Annotated in this window: 14 protein-coding genes and 3 tRNA genes; 8 read left to right on the forward strand and 9 right to left on the reverse strand. The window is 33.7% G+C overall.

Features of this window, described 5'->3' with window-relative positions:
* Nucleotides 1-2: 2 nt before the first annotated feature.
* The 3 genes from trxB to H3U97_RS00810 form a co-directional block, all read right to left on the reverse strand.
* Nucleotides 3-956, reverse strand: coding sequence for a thioredoxin-disulfide reductase (gene trxB, locus H3U97_RS00800; RefSeq protein ID WP_065651774.1), 954 nt, complete (start codon nucleotides 954-956; stop codon nucleotides 3-5).
* 516 nt (nucleotides 957-1472) lie between these two features.
* Nucleotides 1473-2126, reverse strand: a complete 654-nt coding sequence (locus H3U97_RS00805) for an NAD(P)H-dependent oxidoreductase (protein WP_034902787.1) — start codon at nucleotides 2124-2126, stop codon at nucleotides 1473-1475.
* An 8-nt stretch (nucleotides 2127-2134) separates the two neighbouring features.
* A complete protein-coding gene (locus H3U97_RS00810; RefSeq protein ID WP_034902784.1) occupies nucleotides 2135-3397 on the reverse strand; it encodes an AmpG family muropeptide MFS transporter in 1263 nt (420 codons plus the stop codon).
* Between the two features lie 274 nt (nucleotides 3398-3671).
* Between H3U97_RS00810 and H3U97_RS00815 the strand changes: the two genes are divergently transcribed.
* The 4 genes from H3U97_RS00815 to H3U97_RS00830 all read left to right on the forward strand — a co-directional run bounded on the left by H3U97_RS00815 (nucleotide 3672) and on the right by H3U97_RS00830 (nucleotide 9729).
* Entirely contained in the window at nucleotides 3672-4661 is a 990-nt protein-coding gene (locus H3U97_RS00815; RefSeq protein ID WP_065613502.1) for a 2-hydroxyacid dehydrogenase, read from the forward strand.
* A 55-nt stretch (nucleotides 4662-4716) separates the two neighbouring features.
* A complete protein-coding gene (gene mltB, locus H3U97_RS00820; RefSeq protein ID WP_198197577.1) occupies nucleotides 4717-5790 on the forward strand; it encodes a lytic murein transglycosylase B in 1074 nt (357 codons plus the stop codon).
* A 755-nt stretch (nucleotides 5791-6545) separates the two neighbouring features.
* The gene (locus H3U97_RS00825; RefSeq protein WP_198197579.1) at nucleotides 6546-7928 is read left to right on the forward strand and encodes a hypothetical protein; all 1383 of its coding nucleotides are present in this window, start codon (nucleotides 6546-6548) and stop codon (nucleotides 7926-7928) included.
* A gap of 457 nt (nucleotides 7929-8385) precedes the next feature.
* Nucleotides 8386-9729 carry a hypothetical protein gene (locus tag H3U97_RS00830; protein WP_198197581.1) on the forward strand — a complete coding sequence of 448 codons (1344 nt, stop codon included), beginning with the start codon at nucleotides 8386-8388 and terminating at the stop codon, nucleotides 9727-9729.
* A 140-nt stretch (nucleotides 9730-9869) separates the two neighbouring features.
* Here the strand turns inward: H3U97_RS00830 and H3U97_RS00835 are convergent, their stop codons facing one another.
* Nucleotides 9870-10676: a sulfite exporter TauE/SafE family protein gene (locus tag H3U97_RS00835; RefSeq protein WP_198197583.1), complete on the reverse strand. Its 807-nt coding sequence runs from the start codon at nucleotides 10674-10676 to the stop codon at nucleotides 9870-9872.
* Between the two features lie 275 nt (nucleotides 10677-10951).
* Between H3U97_RS00835 and H3U97_RS00840 the strand changes: the two genes are divergently transcribed.
* The 3 genes from H3U97_RS00840 (at nucleotide 10952) to H3U97_RS00850 (ending at nucleotide 12818) form a co-directional block, all read left to right on the forward strand.
* Complete coding sequence (locus H3U97_RS00840) at nucleotides 10952-11371, forward strand: OsmC family protein (RefSeq protein WP_065613442.1); 420 nt, start codon at nucleotides 10952-10954, stop codon at nucleotides 11369-11371.
* Between the two features lie 93 nt (nucleotides 11372-11464).
* Nucleotides 11465-11701, forward strand: a complete 237-nt coding sequence (locus H3U97_RS00845) for a hypothetical protein (RefSeq protein WP_198197585.1) — start codon at nucleotides 11465-11467, stop codon at nucleotides 11699-11701.
* 490 nt (nucleotides 11702-12191) lie between these two features.
* Nucleotides 12192-12818: a LysE/ArgO family amino acid transporter gene (locus H3U97_RS00850; RefSeq protein WP_173795321.1), complete on the forward strand. Its 627-nt coding sequence runs from the start codon at nucleotides 12192-12194 to the stop codon at nucleotides 12816-12818.
* A 36-nt stretch (nucleotides 12819-12854) separates the two neighbouring features.
* Here the strand turns inward: H3U97_RS00850 and H3U97_RS00855 are convergent, their stop codons facing one another.
* Nucleotides 12855-13811: a tetratricopeptide repeat protein gene (locus H3U97_RS00855; RefSeq protein WP_198197587.1), complete on the reverse strand. Its 957-nt coding sequence runs from the start codon at nucleotides 13809-13811 to the stop codon at nucleotides 12855-12857.
* 405 nt (nucleotides 13812-14216) lie between these two features.
* On the opposite strand from H3U97_RS00855, the gene H3U97_RS00860 reads away from it, so the two are divergent.
* Nucleotides 14217-16178, forward strand: coding sequence for a glycoside hydrolase family 3 protein (locus tag H3U97_RS00860; protein WP_198197589.1), 1962 nt, complete (start codon nucleotides 14217-14219; stop codon nucleotides 16176-16178).
* Between the two features lie 115 nt (nucleotides 16179-16293).
* Here the strand turns inward: H3U97_RS00860 and H3U97_RS00865 are convergent, their stop codons facing one another.
* From H3U97_RS00865 to H3U97_RS00880, 4 genes are all read right to left on the reverse strand, one after another.
* Nucleotides 16294-16911, reverse strand: coding sequence for a tetratricopeptide repeat protein (locus H3U97_RS00865; RefSeq protein ID WP_110453180.1), 618 nt, complete (start codon nucleotides 16909-16911; stop codon nucleotides 16294-16296).
* Nucleotides 16912-17371: 460 nt separating this feature from the next.
* Nucleotides 17372-17447: transfer RNA gene (locus tag H3U97_RS00870), tRNA-Lys, on the reverse strand.
* A 16-nt stretch (nucleotides 17448-17463) separates the two neighbouring features.
* Nucleotides 17464-17539 (reverse strand) — tRNA-Val (locus tag H3U97_RS00875).
* Nucleotides 17540-17574: 35 nt separating this feature from the next.
* Nucleotides 17575-17650: transfer RNA gene (locus tag H3U97_RS00880), tRNA-Val, on the reverse strand.
* Between the last annotated feature and the right edge of the window lie 73 nt (nucleotides 17651-17723).

The following is a 17723-nucleotide window of genomic DNA, read 5'->3' on the forward strand; positions in this document are numbered from 1 at the left end:
TTCTATTTTAAATTATCTAAATAATGTTCAGCATCTAACGCTGCCATACATCCCGTTCCCGCCGATGTAATTGCTTGTCGATAAATATGATCCATAACATCACCGGCAGCAAAAATACCCTCAATGCTAGTTTGAGTTGCATTACCTTGAGTGCCTGATTGCACTTTTATATAACCATTATTTAGTTCAAGTTGGCCGTCAAAAATAGCAGTATTAGGTTTGTGGCCTATAGCAATAAAAACGCCCATTACATTAATTTCTTCGCAAATATTAGGATCTTGGCTACTACGAATTCTAACACCTGTCACGCCCATATTATCACCTAGAATTTCATCAATAATTTGATGAGTATGCAATATAACTTTACCTTCTTGCACTTTTTCAGCTAAACGGTCCATTAATATTTTTTCAGCCCTAAAACTATCACGACGATGGATCAAATGAACTTCGCTAGCGATATTGGCTAAATAGAGGGTTTCTTCAACAGCAGTATTACCACCACCGACAACAGCAACTTTTTGGTTACGATAGAAAAAACCGTCACAAGTAGCACAAGCTGACACACCTTTACTTTTAAACGCTTCTTCCGATGGTAAACCAAGATATTGTGCTGATGCGCCTGTAGCTATGATTAATGCATCACAACTATATTCGGTATCACTACCAAAAAGTTTGAATGGTTTTTGGCTAAAGTCAACACGATCAATATGATCTAAAATGATTTCTGTATTAAATCGTTCTGCTTGTTGTTGCATTTTTATCATTAATTCTGGTCCGGTAAGTTCTGGATCGCCAGCAGGCCAGTTTTCTATTTCGGTGGTTGTAGTCAGTTGTCCACCTTGTTGTGTACCAGTAATTAATACTGGTGATAAATTTGCTCGAGCAGCATAAACAGCAGCTGTGTAGCCAGCAGGTCCTGACCCTAGTATCAATAAACGGGCATGTTTGGTGTTCATGTAATATCCTTCTTTATTCTGATATTCTGGCTAATTTAAATACGGTTAGCGCAATTTATAGTTGATAAGTCTAACATTATCAAGCACTATCGTGCAAAAAAAATGGTTATCATAGCGATAGGTAGCATTGATAATTCGAGTTATTGTTGAATGTTTTTTGTTTCTTCATATTTTCAATTTTTTAAATCAATTTTAACTTTTAAACGTTTTATCTTATTTATTTTGATTTTTTAAAGTTTTCAATTAGATCTTAAAAATTATTTTTTATTAAATAATGAGATCACACTCTCATAATAAACTGTGGAAGCTCTGCTTGCTAAAATAAGGTGAGTTAAAAAATTTTAAATTCTACCTAAAAAATATTAGTGATCCACAAATAGGTAATATTTTATCTGGTATTGAATTTATTTTGCAGTCGTTATCAACTGATGTTGAAATACTGTATACGTTGATGATGAGTTTTTAGGCTTTGATCTTCATGCCGCCAATTGGCGACAGAAGAGATTTTGTTATTAATTATGATAAATAAGTCGTCACATCTTGAAGTGACCAACGAATATGCGGTTGCTGTTCATTAACTCGATAACCAAATGCTAAACAGAGTCCAACGCCAAAAGTTTCACCACTAAACTGTGGAATATGTTTTTCTAAAATCTGGATGACTTTATCATGTTCAAATCCACCAATAGCACAAGAATCAATACCATGATAAGCCGCTGCTGTCATCATATTTGCTGCCGCTAAGTAATCTTGCATTTCTGACCAATGATTCACCGTTAAACCATTTGCTAAGCCAAATTTAGTAAAATTAATAAAATCTTGGCAAGCAATATCAATGGCGGTTTGATCATTTTGATTAGGTAACGTTCTTGCTACCGCTTGACGTAAATAATGACTTTGTGAAGTAAAGTTATTGGCTTTACGGTAAAGTATAATCACATAGTGTGAGCAACTAGTAACTTGCTCTTGGTTATAACAAGCAGCACGTAATTCAGTTTTAATATCTGCATTATCGACAACTACAAAATGCCAAGGCTCCATCCCAAATGAGGAAGGAGATAAACGACCAGCCTCTAAAATTGCTTCAAGATCTGTATGATTAATTTTTTTTGATTCATCAAACAGTTTACAAGCATGTCTAAACTCGAATGCTAGAGATAGTTTGTCCATAAAGTCTCCTAAGATTTTAAATTCCATGGTGCTACTTTTAATAATAACACCATACCAGGTATCGCTAACATCGTACATAAACCGAAAAAGCTTGTCCAGCCTAAATAATCAACCATAATTCCTGTTGTCGAATTAATAAGTGTTCGAGGAATAGAGGCAATACTGGTAAATAACGCAAACTGTGTTGCGGTATATAATGGATTAGTGGTCTTAGCAATAAAGGCAACAAAAGCAGCTGAACCAAGGCCAACACCTAATGCTTCAAATCCTATTACTAATGCTAATAAAATTTTTTGATGAGTATTAATCTCATCAAAAGGTCCTTCGATTGATAACCAAGCAAAACCTAAAATAGAGATAACTTGGACAAAGCCAAAACACCATAAAGCGCGATTAATTCCTATTTTTATCATTAATATACCGCCAAATAGAGCTCCCAATACACTTGGCCATAATGATGCATTTTTAGCAATCCAACCCACATCAAAACGGCTGAAGCCCATTTTTAGATAAAATGGGGTAGCTAAGGACGTTGCCATGCTATCCCCTAATTTATATAAAAAGATAAAAGCTAAAATCAATACGGCACTTTTAACACCTTGGCGTGTAATAAATTCACTAAAAGGTTTAATAATAATTTCATCCAAACTATGAGTCTTGGGAGTTTGATTGATTGGTTCTTTAACCAGTAATGTCATAATAATTGCTGGTAACATAAATAATGCGGTAATGAGAAAAACACTGTTCCACGGTAAATAACTTGATAGTATCAATGATAGTGAACCAGGGACTAATCCGGCAATACGATAAGCATTAGTATGAATACTATTACCTAATCCAAGTTCATTATCGAGTAACAATTCACGCCGAAAAGCGTCTAAAGCAATATCTTGGGTTGCTGAAAAGAGTGCGATAATAAAACAGATATTAGCGATTAACCAAATATTTAACGTAGGTGACAAAATACCTAAAATTGCAATCGAAAAGAGTAAAACTAGTTGTGATATAAACATCCAACCTCGACGTCGTCCAAGTTTTAATAGAGAAATATTATCCATAAATGGTGCCCAGAGAAATTTGAAAATATATGGCATCTGGGTTAAAGATAAAATCCCAATAGTTTTTATGTTAATATCTTCACTAGCTAGCCATGCAGGTAATAGTTGTATTAATAAATAAAAAGGCAATCCTGACGCAAAACCTGTGAAAATGCAGATTAGCATTTTTGTATTAAAAATAGTTTTGAAAATAGAATTTTGCGGGTTATTCATTACATAACATTATTGGTGAGTTTTTAGTGAAGTGCTATCATAGCATAATAATAAAAAAAGTAATTGCTAAAGCCATCATAAAACGTTTTACTATATACATAGATTTGTTGATGCCCAGTTTTCAAGGCTAAAATAGCCAATTAAATCAAAATAAATCAAAACTCAGCATTCAATGTTGTCAAAATTAGCATGTGACAATGTGTTTCAATCATCATTTAAAATCAAAACAATACATCAATTTATCTTAAAGGGAGTAGCCATTATGAAGAAAACTGTGAAAGTTGCTGTTTTTAGCAGTAAACATTACGACAAAGAACATCTAGAAATCGCAAATAAGCATTTTGGATTTGAAATTGAATATTATGAGCATAAATTAAGTCATAAAACAGTGGTTACTGCTGAAGGATATGATGCTGTATGTGTGTTTGTAAATGATGAAGTGGATAAACGAGTATTACAAAAATTAGCTCATTATGGGATTAAAATATTAGCCTTACGCTGTGCTGGTTTTGATAATGTCGATCTGGCTGAAGCTAAGAAATTAGGCATTACTGTAGTTCGTGTTCCTGCTTATTCGCCAGAGGCAGTGGCCGAACATGCTGTTGCATTAATGATGACATTAAATCGTAGAACACATAAGGCTTATCAACGTACACGTGATGCTAATTTTTCTTTAGAAGGATTGACAGGTTTTAATATGCATAATCGTACGGCTGGGGTTATTGGTACAGGTAAAATTGGTCAAGCTGTTATTCGTATTTTAAAAGGATTTGGCATGAATATTTTAGCTTATGATCCTTATCCTAATGATATTGTCGTTGAATTAGGTGCGCAATATGTTCAGTTAGATGAACTCTATACTAAATCCGATGTGATTACTTTACACTGTCCGATGTCACCAGAAAATTATCATCTACTCAATAAAGAGTCATTTAATAAAATGAAAAATGGTGTGATGATTATTAATACTAGTCGTGGTGGTTTATTGGATGCAACCGCAGCCATTGAAGCTTTAAAACAAACTAAAATTGGTGCGTTAGGCATGGATGTGTATGAAAACGAGCGAGATCTTTTTTTCGAAGATAAATCCAACGATGTTATTTTAGATGATGTATTCCGTCGCTTATCATCATGCCATAACGTGCTGTTTACTGGTCATCAAGCATTTTTAACCCAAGAAGCATTGTTAAATATTTCCGATACAACATTAAATAATATTGCTCAAATTTCAGAAGGGAAAGAATGTCAAAATATTGTTAAATAACAATAAATAATTTAATATGTCGCCGTTATTTTAATTAATTAAATATGGATGATTTATGCAACGTATCGTTATTTGTCTCATGATGATTTTATGGCTTGCTGCTTGTTCTAGTGGCGGTTCTTCTAAAACACCTATGCAGAAACATCGAGGGCATTCAGATGTAAAAGGTGGTGTTTATTTAGAGAAACAGCATGAACAGCCGAAACCTATTAGTGCACCTTTATCTGTTGATAAAGAAAAGTTCATTACCATGATGGTAAAAAAATATGGTTTTGATCGTCAACAGCTTCGTACAGTTTTAGAGCAGACAAACAAACTTGATTGGGTAATTGGTCTAATGGATAAGCAAGCACCTAAATCAGGCTCTTCAAATGTACCTAATGGCGCATGGATTCGGTATAAAAATAAATTCATTACGCCAAATAATTTGCCTAAAGGTGTCGATTTTTGGAATAAATATGACAAAGATTTACAACGAGCATATAAAGAATATGGTGTGCCACCTGAAATCATTGTTGGTATTATTGGTGTTGAGACAGGTTGGGGCCGAGTAATGGGCAAAACCAAAATAATTGACGCATTATCAACATTAGCATTCCACTACCCAAGACGATCACAATATTTTGCTAAAGAGTTGGAAGACTTTTTAATTATGTGTCGTGATGAAGGAGTAGACCCCTTTGATTTAAGTGGTTCATTTGCCGGCGCTATGGGATATGGCCAGTTTATGCCATCAGCATTTAGAAATCATGCTGTTGACTTTAATCATGATGGTCATATTGATTTATGGGATCCTGTTGATGCGATTGGTAGTGTGGCAAATTATTTCAAATCACATGGTTGGCAACGCAATAAAAAAGTGGCGGTCATTGCTGATGGACAAGCGCTTTCTCTTGACACAGGTTTTAGTACCAAATATTCAATTGAGCATTTAGCTCAATCAGGATTAAAGCCAAAAAGTTCATTAGAAGGTCATAAAGAAGTTAGTTTGTTACGTTTAGATATGGGCGATAGTTACCAATTTTGGTATGGTTTACCTAATTTTTATGTAATTACTCGTTATAATCATAGTACACATTATGCTATGGCGGTATGGCAATTAGGATTAGCTGTTAAACAAGCTAGATAAAATAACGTTAAATCACAAAACTAAAGGTCGCAAGTTGCGACCTTTTTTATTAATGCAAATAAACTGTGCAAAAAATTGAGGAGAGGGGTTTTTACAACTTTGAAATTAGTTAAATCAAAGCAAATAACTATTCAAGTTGTTGGTAAAAATACAATCATTTCTCGCAATATTTTCTTTTACTGTTAAAAATAATTTTTTCAAGGCTTATGCTATTCAATTGCCCTGACAATCAAGGACATTAAGGATAGAAAATATCAAAGGCTAGTTTGTTAATATCTAATAAAAATTGGTTAATCAAATAGTGGTTAATTTTCAGTATAACTATATTAATAAAATTTAATGAACGTTAAATAATCCTAGTAAAATTAAACTGTCTTTAATAATCAATCTTAAAAAGATAAAATAGCTTAAGATTATCCTAATTACTGAGAATCAATATCAATTCATTCTGCATCAAAATAGTTGTTTTTACAAAACTTAACAATTTTTAGACAAAAAATTGTTGCGTAGTTTTTCCTAATAATTATACTTCTTCAAATCACATAAAAAGTGATTGGATAGGCTATTATTTAGTCGTTTAAACAGGAAAAGTTTAAATTAAACATAAAGTTACTTGACAGGATTGTCGCGATGCGTTATAATTTTAACACCAAACACCAAACACCAAACCTGTAAAACCAACTTTATTCTTATCGAGTCCGCTTTATTTAGTTTCAGTACTATTTTTTTTATCGCTTCCATTTAGTAGCTATGCTTTGACTGCTAGTACAACAAATTTTATTCATGGTAATGCACCTTATTTAACCTTTGATGGTGGTCAAACTCGCGTTACTGATATGAATAATTTACTTGGTATTAGTTTATCTGATGGTAGAACTTATTCGCCAAATAATAATTCGGCGACCAATCCGATTGTATTGCCGAATATAAATGAGACATTAATTAATGTTAATATGTTAGTACCAACCAATGCGAATTCAATTGCATTAAATACGCTTATTGGAGCGCCCTATAATTATTGGAGGGATGATGATGGCGATGGTCAAGGTAGTAATGGTATTGCAGTTACTGGTAATTTAAAGCTTACTATTACCGATAAAAATAATCAAAAAGTATCACGTAATACCGCATTAGATCTTTGTAATGCACCTTATAAAGTTGTATTGAGCAGTGATGGCGGTACATTATCTACCCGGTATGGTTTACCTAAAAGTAGTGATTTTAGTGGTAGTCGTGCGACTTATTATATTAATCCTAAAGCGCCGCCAAAATTATGCTTTGTTCGTCCTGAATTGAAATTTGGATCGGATAAGGTGATTAGTGGTATAGATTTTGGTGGTCCGGCTTCAATGTGGAATCCGAATAAAGGTTTTATTGTGCAGTCTATGAATCCTTCATCTTACGGTTTGAATTTTCCAACAACTGGTGCTAACAATCTATATTTTTATTTAGATTTGGCAGGTAAAAACTCTTTATCATGGGCGAGTCCTATTTCTCGAGGAGGTATTACTGTTACCATAACACCTAATTCATCAGGTACCAGTATTCATGTTAAATTGACCGGTCCTTTCGCGAATGAATCTCAATGGAACTTAGATTCACCAGGTCGTATTACTAAACCAACATTACCACAGACATTTGAATTAGCTGGTAAAGATAGTAAAGGTAATGTAGTGGTTAAGTATGGTTTTCAATTAAAAAAATGGTTCGTTAATCGTGGAACTGTTTATCATAACTATTCAAATACATTGTCATGGTGCAATAGTATCGGTTATCGTCTCGTAAAAGTTCAGGATTTAACTAACGCATCTTGTAATGGCAAAGGTTCTGGTTCTCATTGCCAAGGTGCTGTGGGTGTTAAACCATCATCACCTAACAATAATTATCAAAGAAGAATTGGTGGGGGATTGTTTTCGGAGTGGGGCTACATGAATAACTATACGGGAGCTAATTTTGACTCTGACTATCACGACAATAATGCTAAAGGTAAGCAGAATAATTCTAATTCAAGCGTTGGCCACGCCTATTGGACAGGTGATTCTATCGGTAATGATAAATTTGTTGTATCTTCTAGTAGTGGTTATATCAATCGTTTTAGTTTGGATTATGGTCATGATGGCGTGTGCACCTATCCTTAATGGTAAAGATCCTCAGCGTCCTAGAACAGGTATATTTCTATTTAGGGTGATTAAATTTTGAGGAACGGTGTTTTTAGATATTAAGATTTTTAAAATCTAGAAACACCGAAATATCATGTACCAATAGTAATTTCATTTGTACACTAGCTGCGTATCTTTACAAAAGTTAACAATTTTTAAGCAAAAAAATTGTTGCGTAGTTTTTCCTAATAATTATACTTCTTTAAATCACATAAAAAGTGATTCGATAGACTATAATTTAGTCATTTAAATGGGAAAAATCTAAATTAAACATTATGTTACTTGACAGGGTTGTCGCGATGCGTTATAATTTTAACACCAAACACCAAACACCAAACCTGTAAAACCAACTTTATTTTTAAGTTCATTTTTATCGAGTCCGCTCTATTTAACTTCAGTATTACTTTTTTTATCGCTTCCATTTAGTAGCTTCGCTTTGACGACTAGTACAACAAATTTTATTCATGGTAATGCACCTTATTTAACCTTTGATGGTGGCCAAACTCGCGTTACTGATATGAATAATTTACTTGGTATCAGCTTATCTGATGGTAGAACTTATTCGCCAAATAATAATTCGTCGACCAATCCGATTATATTGCCGGATATAAATGAGACATTAATTAATGTTAATATGTTAGTACCAACCAATGCGAATTCAATTGCATTAAATACGCTTATTGGAGCACCTTATAATTATTGGGGGGATGATGATGGCGATGGTCAAGGCAGTAATGGTATTGCAGTAACAGGTAATTTAACGCTCACCATAACTGATAAAAATAATCAAAAAGTACCGCGTAATACCGCATTAGATATTTGTAATGCACCTTATAAAGTCGTATTGAGTAGTGATGGTGGTACATTATCTACTCAATATGGTGTACCTAAAAGTAGTGATTTTAGTGGTAGTAGTGCGACTTATTATATTAATCCTAAAGCTCCTCCAAAGATCTGTTTTGCGAAACCTACATTAAGATATGGTTCAGATACTGAGATTAGTGGTATAGACTTTCGTGGTCCGGCTTCAATGTGGGATCCAAGTAGAGGTTTTATTGTGCAGTCTAGGGATCCTTCATCTTATGGTTTGAATTTCCCAACAACTGGTGCTAATAATCTATATTTTGATTTAGATATTGGTGGTGTAGGGCCATTGAGATGGGATCCGGTTACTCATGATGGAATAACTGCTACCATGACGCCGAACTCTTCCGGTACCACTGTTCGCGTTACACTTACCGGTCCTGTTGCTAACGAAGCTCAATGGCAATCAGATTCTCCTGGTATTATATATAGACCTTCTTTACCTCAGACATTCGAGTTGGTTGGTAGAGATAGTTTAGATAATGCAATTATTAAATATGGTTTTCAATTAAAGAAATGGTTCATCAATCGAGGTAATAAAAGTTCAAATTATAGTTTAGCATTATCATGGTGTAGGAGTATTGGTTACAGTGTACCTCAAGTTAAGGACTTAACTAATGCGGTTTGTTCAGGACCATGGAGTGCTGATAACTGTCAGGGTGCTATCGGAGCCATACCATCATCTACTGGTAATCACTACCAGCGTCGAATAAATGCTGGATTTTTTACTGAATGGGGATACCTAACCAACTACATTGGTGCGGGTACAGGTCACTATTATTTGTATTGGACTAGAGATCAATCAGGAAGTGAGCAGTTTATCGTTTACCCTTATGGCGGTGATGTTTATATGTACAATCCAGCCATTAACTTTTATGAACCCTACAGTTTTTATGCTCTCTGTACTTCATCTTAATTGTTGTTTCTTAAATCAAGATTAATAACTAAAATAGAGTCAGGTAAAATTATTCTTGTTTGGGATAAATAGAGACGTCATATTAACCGCGCCAAATAAGAGCGGTTAATATTTTTGAAAACAGGGATTTTAATTGCAAATTAAGAAATGATAAGTTTGACTGAAATTAATAATAAGAAGATACCAAAATATCTAATTAGTTTATTTATTGGTAATTTTTGAGTAATTTGAACCCCGACTTTTGCCATTGGTATGCTAGCTAACATAATTGATAATACTGCTGGTAAATAGACGAACCCTAAACTGTATTTTGGTAGTTCTTGGATATTCCATCCAGCAATGATATAACCAATAGTACCGCCAAGGGCAACAGGTAAGGTAAATGCCGCAGAAGTACCGATCGCTTTTCGCATATCCACGCCGCATTTCTTTAAAAAAGGTACCACTAACACACCACCGCCTACACCAACTAATGCGGCGAATACACCAATTAATCCGCCGATGAATATATAGATTATGTTAGGTAATGATGTCGCTTGGTTATTTTGTTTTTTCGCAACTTTTCCAGTTTTTAGAATAAATTTACTGCCTGTATAGATGAGGAAGATAATAAAAATCCATTTAAGCCAAATACCGGGAATATAAGGTGTCATGTAGGAGCCACCAATAGTGCCAATAATACAACCTAACACCATCTTTTTTAAGATCGACCAGACAATATTATGATTTTTATTTTGAACCCAACTTGATGATAAACTAGTACCAATGATCGTTGCTAGAGATGAAGCCACAGCGATATGGTTTATCCATTGCCCGCCATGACCAAAATAATCGAGTAGCATAAGTAGTGCTGGTACAATTAACGCTCCACCACCAATACCAAACATACCTGCCAGTAATCCAGCCAATGCGCCTATACAAAGCAAGATAATAAATTCAATAATCATACTCTATCCTTAAGTTGTGAATTCATAAAACTAATTATTTGATTATTTATTAGTTATAATCAGTTTTTTGGCAAGTCTATTTAAAATAGTATTGGTTATGTACTATGGCAATATTGTACTGAGGCTAGCTAAAAATACCAGTAGATAGTTAATTATTGATGATTTATACCAGAAAAATAATTCAAAAGATGACATATCGTTTAAAAAGACTTATGTTATTTAGCAATTAATATGAATAAATATGTTTAGTTAATTTTTGATGAAAGGGGAAAATAATGAAAGATCGTTTGAAATGGATTGATGAGTTTGGTTTTTTAGCTGAAACCGCAAGTGGGCATTCCTTGGTAATGGATGGCGGTCTTGAACATGGCGGTCGAAACCGTGGTGCTAGACCTATGGAGCTTTTGTTACATGGTGCTGCAGGTTGTATGGCTTACGACATTATTGCTATTTTGAAAAATAATAAAAAGGATGTTCGAGATCTTTGGATCGACATTGATAAAACTCAAGCAACCTCTTCGCCAAAAGTGTATACCTCAATTAATTTTCATATTGTAATAACTGGTAATAATGTCGATAACGAGGCTGTAGAAAAGGCGATTAAACTTGCATCTGAAAAATATTGTAGTGCTTCAATTATGTTAGGTAAGACAGCCAAAATGTCCTACACTTATGAAATAAGGGATCATGTTTAATAACTTTCTTATAACAGATAGTTATAAGTAAATAACCAGCTGATATTAGTCTGCATTGTTTAATCTATTGTTGATGCTTTATGTGCATTTATTATGTTACATGTATCAGTAATAGGTTATTTTAAATTTAAAAAACGTTCGAATGGTTGGCGAGCTAATTTATTTGATATTTTAATCCCTATTATTGGCATTGCAGTATTGTTACCTGTATTGTTACATATTGATAATTATGCAAAAATCATCGGTGGTATTTGGTTAGTTATAGGAATAATCATTCTTATTTTAAATAAAAATAAATGCCAAATCGATTGGTTAGAAGCAAATAAATAATCAAGATTTTGTCTAATCAAGCTATTAGTTGTCTGAATTTATAACCGATAAAATATTTTAAAAGCATTTTCTAAGCCAAAAAATTTGAGGAAAGGGGTTTTTTAACCTCTTCCTCTAAGTAATCGCAAGTTTTACTGTAACGAATAACAGGGAGATAGCAAAATAGTTAATCAGTTTCTTTATTGATAGTTACCTTGCAATTTATCTAACAATGTTTGCTATAAGCTTAATAGAAAATACTACCGCTTTTACCAATCTACAAATAAGCTGATAATTTTATTTGTGCTAAATAAGATAATAAACTCAACGATAATAAAACTTTGTTGTTTACATTTTTAATTAATCATATTTCGATTAGTTAACTTCCAGATTTTTGATGATTAATAATTGTATGACTGTTTTTTTATAAAGGATGCATAATCATTGTTGTTTTAATAGTTATACGCATAACCTTTTTGTATAATGCTTCTTATTTACGATGTTAAGTTCAATGCTGACAGAAATATTACGTGGCTCGATGATTTCGGCAAGTTTGATTATAGCTATTGGTGCACAAAATTTGTTTGTACTTAAACAGGGGTTATTAAAAAATCATATCTTTTTTGTCGCTGGTATTTGTTTTATCTGTGATTTTACTTTGATGGCTATCGGTATTTGGGGAGTCGGAGCATTTATTAGTCGTAATCCTATCATAACCGACGTGCTTGCCATTTTAGGCGCTTTATTTTTGATTTGGTATGGATTTAATGCCTGCAAGAGTGCAATACAAGGTAACAGCACTATGCAAATTGATTCTACTCAGCAACAAAAGAATGCGTTAACTAAGGTTATATTGTCTACTTTGGCTGTTACTTTACTTAATCCCCATGTTTATTTAGATACAATTGTAATTGTTGGTGGTATAGCTGGAACTTTATCGACTGAGCAAAAATGGGCATTTTTAATTGGTGCTGTTTGTGTTTCTTTTATTTGGTTTTTTGGTATTGGTTATGGTGCTCGGTTACTTATACCATTATTTAAACAAAAAAGAATGTGGGTTATATTGGACTCAATTGTAGGCGTCGTAATGTTCTATATTGCTTACCGACTTATTTTTTATGTTATTTATGGCAGTTGAATGTTGTTAATTTCCCCACAACACTCAACTTGAAAATTAATTAGAGTTAGCATGAGTACAACTTTCTTCATAGCCATTTTGACAAGCTAGATAATAATAATGTCTGGCTCGTTCTGGATCTTTATCAACTCCCAGCCCTTGTTCATAGATAATTGCTAACACGTATTGGGATCCTGCTTCGTTTTGAGCGGCTGCAAACTCAAATGATTTTCTGGCTTTGGTATAGTCTTGCTTAAAATAAGTACCTTCATAGAAAAATAAGCCTAAATTGTATTGTGCTAATGGTGACCCTTGTTTGGCAGCTTCGATATCCAATTTTACACCTTTAGCCAAATCTTTGGTTAGTCCTCCCTCACCATTGTAGTACATTATAGCTAAATTATGCTTTGCATGAGAATCACCACCTTTTGCAGCTATTTCATAATATTTTCTTGCTTTAAATTCATCTTTTTCAACACCACGACCATTTGCATAAAGAACGCCTAAATTATAAGTTGCTTGCATATTTCCTTGTTGTGCGGCTTTTTCATACCATTCTCTAGCTTTGACAAAGTCTTGATAAAATCCACTATCATCTATATTTTTTTCAATTCCTTTGTATGTCTTTTGGGGTTCGGCTTCTTCATATAGAACACCAAAGTAAAATTGACCGATGGGATCTCCACTTAATGCTGATTCTTCAATCAGTTCTTTACCTTTTTGTTTATTTTTATCAATTCCATTACCAAAAAAGTACATTGAACCCAAAACTGCTTGTGCACTCATATGATGTTGTTCGGTTGCTTTTTCAAACCATTCCTTTGCCTTGGTAAAATCTTGTTTAACTCCTTCACCCTTTAGATACATGCGGCCTAAATAGAATTGAGCTTCAGCATCATTTTGCTGCGTTGCTTTTTTATATTGCTCATCAAAAAAAGCCTCAATATTTTCAACTGCAAAGCTGGTATTTATTGCAAATAAAAATAAGCTAATCATTACTATTAATCGGGTCATAATTTTACCTTAATTGTCTATGAAATTTAAAATCTATTGTTACTAAATATATTCATATATGTAGCATTATTTAGTTAATTGGCATTAAAAATTTTTATCATTATCAATGTATAACTGGAATATGTTTAGTTAATCTAATAATAACGTGATATTTATCACAATTATAATATTTTTTGTTTATGACAAAAGTAAGTTTTTAATATTATGCTAATTTATAAATTTGGATTGTTACTGTTTAGTTTACATAATTACATAACTATTCAGGCAAAACCTAAACATCTTACTCAATAAGGTGTTTAGGTTTTTTTGCTTTAAGAAAGCCAAATATATTAATAACTATGAAATATCAGTTTTAGCGGGTATGCAAAATTAATTGGATACTGAGTAAATAGACAAGGGGTTCTTATGACAAATAAACGAGTGAAATTAGCATTATTGGTTAGTGCGGCTTTGGCTGTTGGTCAAGCTGTTGCTATTGAGCAGGTTGAGATTAAAAGCCATCAATTAAAGAAAATTGTAATTGATAATCTAGAATTTAAAGACTTTGATAAAGATGGCAAATTGTCTCCTTTTGAAGATTGGCGTTTATCGCCTGAAGTTCGTGCTAAAGATCTACTTAGCAAATTGTCGTTAGAAGAAAAAGCAGGGCTGATGATGCATGGTAATGCCAAAAGTTTAGGCGATGAGCTTGGTCATGGAGATAAGTATAATTTAGAAGAAATTAAACAGTTAGTGCTTGATGATAAGGTAAATAGTTTAATTACTCGCTTAGAGGTGAATCCAAAAGATTTTGCTGAGCAAAATAATCAATTACAACAAATTGCAGAGTCCTCTCGTCTGGCTATTCCTCTGACCATTAGTGTTGATCCGCGAAACACTTTCTATTATGGCAATAAAGTAACGAGTAACGCTGGATTTAGCCAATGGCCAGGAACCTTAGGTATGGCGGCGATTGGTAATGAGTCAATTATAAATGAGTATGGAAACATTATTCGACAAGAATATCGTTCACTAGGGGTAACTCAGGCTTTATCTCCTATGGCAGATTTAGGAACTGAGCCACGTTGGTCTCGTTTTGAAGGTACATTTGGGGAAGATCCAATGCTAAGTAAAAGTATGGTGCGTGGTTATATTTCAGGTATGCAAAATGGCAAACTTGGCTTAAATTCACAAAGTGTGGCTGCCGTCGTTAAACATTGGGTTGGTTATGGCGCTGCAGAAAATGGGTTAGATAGCCATAACTCTTATGGTAAATATGCACTCTATACTCATAAAAACAGTTTAGAACAACATATCATACCATTCACTGGAGCATTTGAGGTCAATGTGGCTGCAATTATGCCGACTTATTCTATTTTAAAAAATGCCCAATTAAATGATCATAAAATTGAACCTGTCGGCGGAGGTTTTAATCGCTATTTATTGAAAGATCTATTACGAGATACTTATCAATTTAAAGGGGTGATTATTAGTGATTGGAATATTACAAAAGATTGTAATGAAGTTTGTATCAACGGTAACCCACCTGATATAGCCCCTAAAGCGGAAGGAATGCCATGGGGAGTAGAAGATCTCACTGTTGAGCAACGTTTTATTAAAGCTATTCAAGCCGGTGTTCAACAATTTGGTGGAGTGAGTGATAGCTCTGTTATTGTGTCAGCTGTAAAAAACAATAAACTGGATGAAAAAACTATTGATAGTGCAGTTTTAGCAATTTTGACGCAAAAATTTGCTTTAGGACAATTTGAAAATCCTTATGTTGATCCTACTGAAGCAAGCCGTTTTGTTGGTAATCAAGATTTCCAAAAAGTTGCAGATAAAGCGCAATTTGATTCATTGGTGTTATTAGAAAATAAAGATAAGATTCTGCCATTGAAATCCAGTAGTAAAGTCTATTTATATGGTTTTGCTGAAGATGCTAAAAATACCTTAAAAGGTAAAATAACTATTGTTGATAAATTAGATCAAGCTGATGTAGTTGTTGCTAGAGTTAATGCGCCTTATGAACAAAAACATAAAAATTACTTCTTTGGTGCAAGATATCATGAAGGTTCACTAGAATATACTGCTGATGATAAAGATATAAAATTTATTAATGAAGCAAGTAAAAAACATCCCGTTGTAGTCACTGTTTATTTAGATAGACCTGCAGTTTTAACTCCAGTAAAACAAATAGCAAATGCAGTGGTTGCAAATTTTGGTGTAAATGATGTTGTGTTATTTAAACGTTTATTGGATAGTAAACCATTCAGCGCTAAATTACCATTTGCATTACCAGACTCAATGAATAGTGTTATAAAACAATCTTCTGATTTAGCAAACGACATGCAGGCATTATATCCATTAGGGTATGGTTTAACGCTTTAAGTCGTCTATTTTGTGCTATTGAATTAAGTTAAGGCAATAGCACAATTATTATTTTCAGTAGAGTTTTTAACTATAAATAAGCAATAAATTGAAAAATATGATAATTTTTTCAACATTAACTACATCCACAATCAACACTGCTAGTTTTTTGTTTTTTTGCTTGATTATTTTTCTTGATAATTGCTTGAACTTTTTTGGAAACTACTAATAAATGGTCTTTAGAATCTAAATAGTTTTGTTCTGCGGCTTTAGCAAACCATTGTTTTGCTTTAAAATAATTCTGTTTAACACCGGTGCCTTTATAATACATAGTTGCTAAAGTATATTGTGCTACAGGATCCCCTTTTTGCGCTGCTTTAGTATCCCATTCAATACCCTTTAGATAATTTTGTTTAGTACCTTGTCCGTTATAATACAACATAGCTAAACTATGCTGAGCGCCGATATGTCCTTGTTTAGCAGCTTTTTCAAACCATTCTTTTGCTTTGCTATAATCCGGTTCAGTTTTTTGTTCGGGCTCATTAATTGCCCCTTGTTCAATACCTTTAAATATCCGTTTTTTAACTGTATAACCATTAAAATACATTATTCCAACATGATATTGAGCCTCAGGATCATTTTGTTCTGTAGCTTTTTGATATTCACTTTCAAAATTTAATTCAGGTTGTTCATCAGCAAAAGCCGAACTATAAGTGAACAAACCTAATAATAGGATTAGAATTAATTTTTTCATTATATACCCAGTAATTTTATTACTGTAAAAGGACTGTAGCGAATTTATTCGTTATAGATAAATCTATTGTCGTTATGTAATTTAGCTATTTTATAAGCAAGTTTACAAAAGTATCAATAGTTTTCTTTTGGTTAGTAAAATGTTGGGTCGTGAGCTAGATTATTCGGCACATCATGTGCCTCACCCTTTCAGGGCCAACACTTTGTGTTGTTCAAATTCGTTCCAGACGAATTTGTCGAACGCAGCGTTCTCATCGCTAAGTAATTTATCTGTAATGGAATAGGTGAAAGAGAAAAAAAGTGGTGGGTCGTGAGCCTGATTATTCGGCACATCGTGTGCCTCACCCTTTCAGGGCCAACACTTTGTGTTGTTCAAATTCGTTCCAGACGAATTTGTCGAACGCTAGCGTTCTCATCGCTAAGTAATTTATCTGTAGTGGAATAGGTGAAAGAGAAAAAAATGGTGGGTCGTGAGCGATTCGAACGCTCGACAAACGGATTAAAAGTCCGCTGCTCTACCGACTGAGCTAACAACCCATTAAGAAAGTAAAAGTGGTGGGTGATACCGGGTTCGAACCAGTGACCCCCTCCTTGTAAGGGAGGTGCTCTCCCAACTGAGCTAATCACCCCAAGTGTTTTATTTCTAAAACATCACGGTAAGAATTGGTGGGTGATACCGGGTTCGAACCAGTGACCCCCTCCTTGTAAGGGAGGTGCTCTCCCAACTGAGCTAATCACCCTTACCGTGTGGATGTGCATTATAAGGCACGTCTTATTTCAGTCAACCTTTTTTTTTAAATTTCCTTAAAATTA

This window comes from Gilliamella sp. W8128, assembly GCF_016100545.1.
Lineage (GTDB): Bacteria > Pseudomonadota > Gammaproteobacteria > Enterobacterales > Orbaceae > Gilliamella > Gilliamella apis.